This window comes from Halobacteriovorax sp. XZX-3, from assembly GCF_043196495.1.
Lineage (GTDB): Bacteria > Bdellovibrionota > Bacteriovoracia > Bacteriovoracales > Bacteriovoracaceae > Halobacteriovorax_A.
Genome location: NZ_JBEBMO010000010.1, coordinates 1 through 2,720 on the forward strand (window position 1 = coordinate 1; position 2,720 = coordinate 2,720).

The 2,720-nt window shown below is 50.6% G+C and carries 4 protein-coding genes and 1 pseudogene; all 5 read left to right on the top strand.

All coding sequences use genetic code 11. The annotated features are described in order from the left end of the window. The first annotated feature begins 135 nt into the window (after positions 1-135). Complete coding sequence (locus tag ABMA70_RS15885) at positions 136-390, top strand: hypothetical protein (RefSeq protein WP_392994227.1); 255 nt, start codon at positions 136-138, stop codon at positions 388-390. Beyond that, positions 383-925, top strand: a complete 543-nt coding sequence (locus tag ABMA70_RS15890; RefSeq protein WP_392994225.1) for a hypothetical protein — start codon at positions 383-385, stop codon at positions 923-925. The genes ABMA70_RS15885 and ABMA70_RS15890 overlap by 8 nt, the downstream gene beginning before the upstream one ends. 313 nt (positions 926-1,238) lie before the next feature. Beyond that, a complete protein-coding gene (locus ABMA70_RS15895) occupies positions 1,239-1,817 on the top strand; it encodes a hypothetical protein (protein ID WP_393022376.1) in 579 nt (192 codons plus the stop codon). Next, entirely contained in the window at positions 1,810-2,070 is a 261-nt protein-coding gene (locus tag ABMA70_RS15900; RefSeq protein WP_393022379.1) for a hypothetical protein, read from the top strand. Before ABMA70_RS15895 ends, ABMA70_RS15900 begins: the two co-directional genes overlap by 8 nt. 153 nt (positions 2,071-2,223) lie before the next feature. After that, positions 2,224-2,720, top strand: a pseudogene (locus ABMA70_RS15905) (hypothetical protein); the annotation flags it as partial.

Below are 2,720 nucleotides of genomic sequence, written 5' to 3' on the forward strand. Positions count from 1 at the left end.
CAGAAGAAATACCCAGACGGTGTCATGGCAGAAGATGGCATCACTCATCTAACGTGGCAAGAGATGCTAGTGGAGACAGCAAACCTGTTGTTCCTGCGTCGCTACCACCACACACAGTTCACATGGGAGGACTGAATGATTCGAGCAGAGATAGACAAAGGCACATACGAACCTAAGCGTATCTGCGATTACCCACGCATCGGTGTGCATCGTCATACCAGACTTGTGATTCTGTTCACACGTGCAGGTACTGGCACTGTACTACACTCAGGCTCTACACAGCATGAGGTAGGTACTGCCAAGGAAGACTGGTTAGAAGATAACTTCCAAGTCTTAGAAGAAGGACAGAGCCTGACGCTCACCAACACATGGGAGATTGCTAATGACTAAACCCATTCCATTGCGAGACTTGGCAGCGTACTGTCAGACTACGCAGGTTGCTATCTACGAGCAGAACAAAGAGAAGGGCTGGCATGATGAACCTCGTTCCTTTGCGAAGTTCACCTGCTTGTTCCACTCCGAAGTGAGTGAGGGTGTGGAGGGCTTACGTAAGCTACTCATGGACACCCACCTCGTGGAGTTCCCAATGCTAGTGGTTGAGATGGCTGACACATTCATCCGTGTCCTCGACTACTTGGGTATGAAGAACGTCAGTTGGGACGACGGTATCTCTGAGTGGTCCCTATCTGATGACCGACCTACTGACTTGGCTAACCTACACGCCTGTCTCTCCGAGGCATGGATGCAGCGTGGCAATCTATTCCAGAACTACCAGTTACAACGTGCCGCTGTGTTGGCATGGCGCATCGTTGAAGCGGAAGGGTATGACATGGCACAGATTGTGGCGACCAAGTTGAACTACAACAAACATCGTCCTGACCACATGAAGGCAGCACGTGATGCAGCGGGAGGTAAGAAGTGGTGAAGAAGCACATCAGACGCTATCCCCGTATCTGCCAAGGCAGACTCTACTGGGGCTGGGGTATGTGGGCTAGCAAGCGCAACTACACAGACGGTTGGTTCCCTACTGTGTGGTCTATACGACTAAAGGACTTGAGTTATGCAAACCGTGAATAGAGGACACGTGCGTAGAGCACCTTGGTTCCATGATGACATAGCCAACAAGACCGTGTGGGGTTGGGCTGTGTATGTACGACATGACTGCAAGGTTGCATGGCGTATGTTCGGTTCCTCTGCGGCAGCATGGGAAGAAGCCAAGCGATTCTATCGGGTGAAATATGGCAAAGGGTAAACCGTGGGAGGACGCACCTGACTTATGGAAGGATGAGACAGCCTTCATGTCGAAGTTCTGTCGTTCCGGTATCCGTAAGATATGGTCCCGTCACCCTATCAAACACCGCTACTGTGCAGCCAGAACGAGCCACACAGTGGAGGAAGCAGAGGAGATGGACCTACCTATAGGGTGCACGCTACATCCCAATGTGAAGAAGCTGAGGAGCTGTGAGCTATGTGCTCAGTGGTTCCCAGTGGGTAAGTTAGTAGTGGACCACCTTGATGGTGGTTATGGGTTCAAGACTAAGGACGAGATGATTGCATGGATGACACGCCAACTATGGGTTGGGTTCGATGACATCCGTGAGATATGTAAGCCTTGTCATGAGCTGGTTAACACAATGCAGCGATACGGTTGTACTTGGGAAGAAGCTCCCCTGTACCAGAAGTTCGCTGACTTCAAGCAGAAGAAGGCAGGACCACAACGCAAGTTACTTTCAAAGCTAGGCTTGCCTGATGGCAGTAACGCTGAGAAGCGTGAGGCTATCTACTGGGACTACCTCAAGGAGAATCAAGATGGATAAATCAGGATGGTTACTAGGTGGTATCGTAGGCGCAATCCTATACATCGTCATCTCGATGTTCAACAGTGCTAAGGCATGTGACGTTGAGGCAATTCAACAGGACGCAGCCGAGGAGTACCACAACAACCTTGTGCTGTACATCAACTACAAATGTAATGAGCCTACCGCAGAGGGGGTTGGGACATTCGTCGTACTGACCAATGACTCGGAAGAAGTGGTGCTCTTATGTACAAAGAATCCACAGGAACAGTAATCCAGCTACGAGACAACCGTGTCTACATGATGCGGTTGCTTAATCGTTGGCAAACGTACTCACTACTCCAACTCAATGAGCACGCCAAGTGGTGGCGCGTAAGAGACGAGCGAGTGTGGGTGAAACTTACATGCTATATAGCGGAGCGTAAATATGGGACGAACAGCTAATTCACTAAGCGGAGTGTACAACGCAACCAAGGACGAAGGTGCCTGCTTGCAGAAAGAGTTCCGCATTCCTATCGCACACGTCAAGTGTGACTGGTCGGAGAACATCCGTGAACGAGACGACGAGCACATCGAACGTTGGAAGCACTCAATGCGTAATGGCGAGTACATCCCATCAGTGCTAGTCGAGATGCGTGAGGGTGTGCCGTGGGTAATCGAGGGATTCCATCGCTACACGTCGAAGGAAGAACTCATTGAACAAGAGGGATTCGAAGATGAAACACTCCTCGTCAAAGAATGGAAAGGCTCAGTCGCAGACCGCAAGGTTACAATGCGAGCGAGTACATCAGGCTTACCACTTACCTTCCTGCAAGACGCTGAGGTCATTGCTGAAATCAAGAATGACGGTAACTATACCCCTGAGTCCCTTGCTAAGCGCCTCGGTATTAGCCGTACCGCCGTCAACAACAAACTCTGTTTGGC

Excerpts from the sequence above, each read along its gene's own strand:
- ABMA70_RS15890 (WP_392994225.1), top strand. The coding sequence starts at position 383 with ATGACTAAACCCATTCCATTGCGAGACTTGGCAGCGTACTGTCAGACT.
- ABMA70_RS15895 (WP_393022376.1), top strand. The coding sequence starts at position 1,239 with ATGGCAAAGGGTAAACCGTGGGAGGACGCACCTGACTTATGGAAGGAT.
- ABMA70_RS15885 (WP_392994227.1), top strand. The coding sequence starts at position 136 with ATGATTCGAGCAGAGATAGACAAAGGCACATACGAACCTAAGCGTATC.
- ABMA70_RS15900 (WP_393022379.1), top strand. The coding sequence starts at position 1,810 with ATGGATAAATCAGGATGGTTACTAGGTGGTATCGTAGGCGCAATCCTA.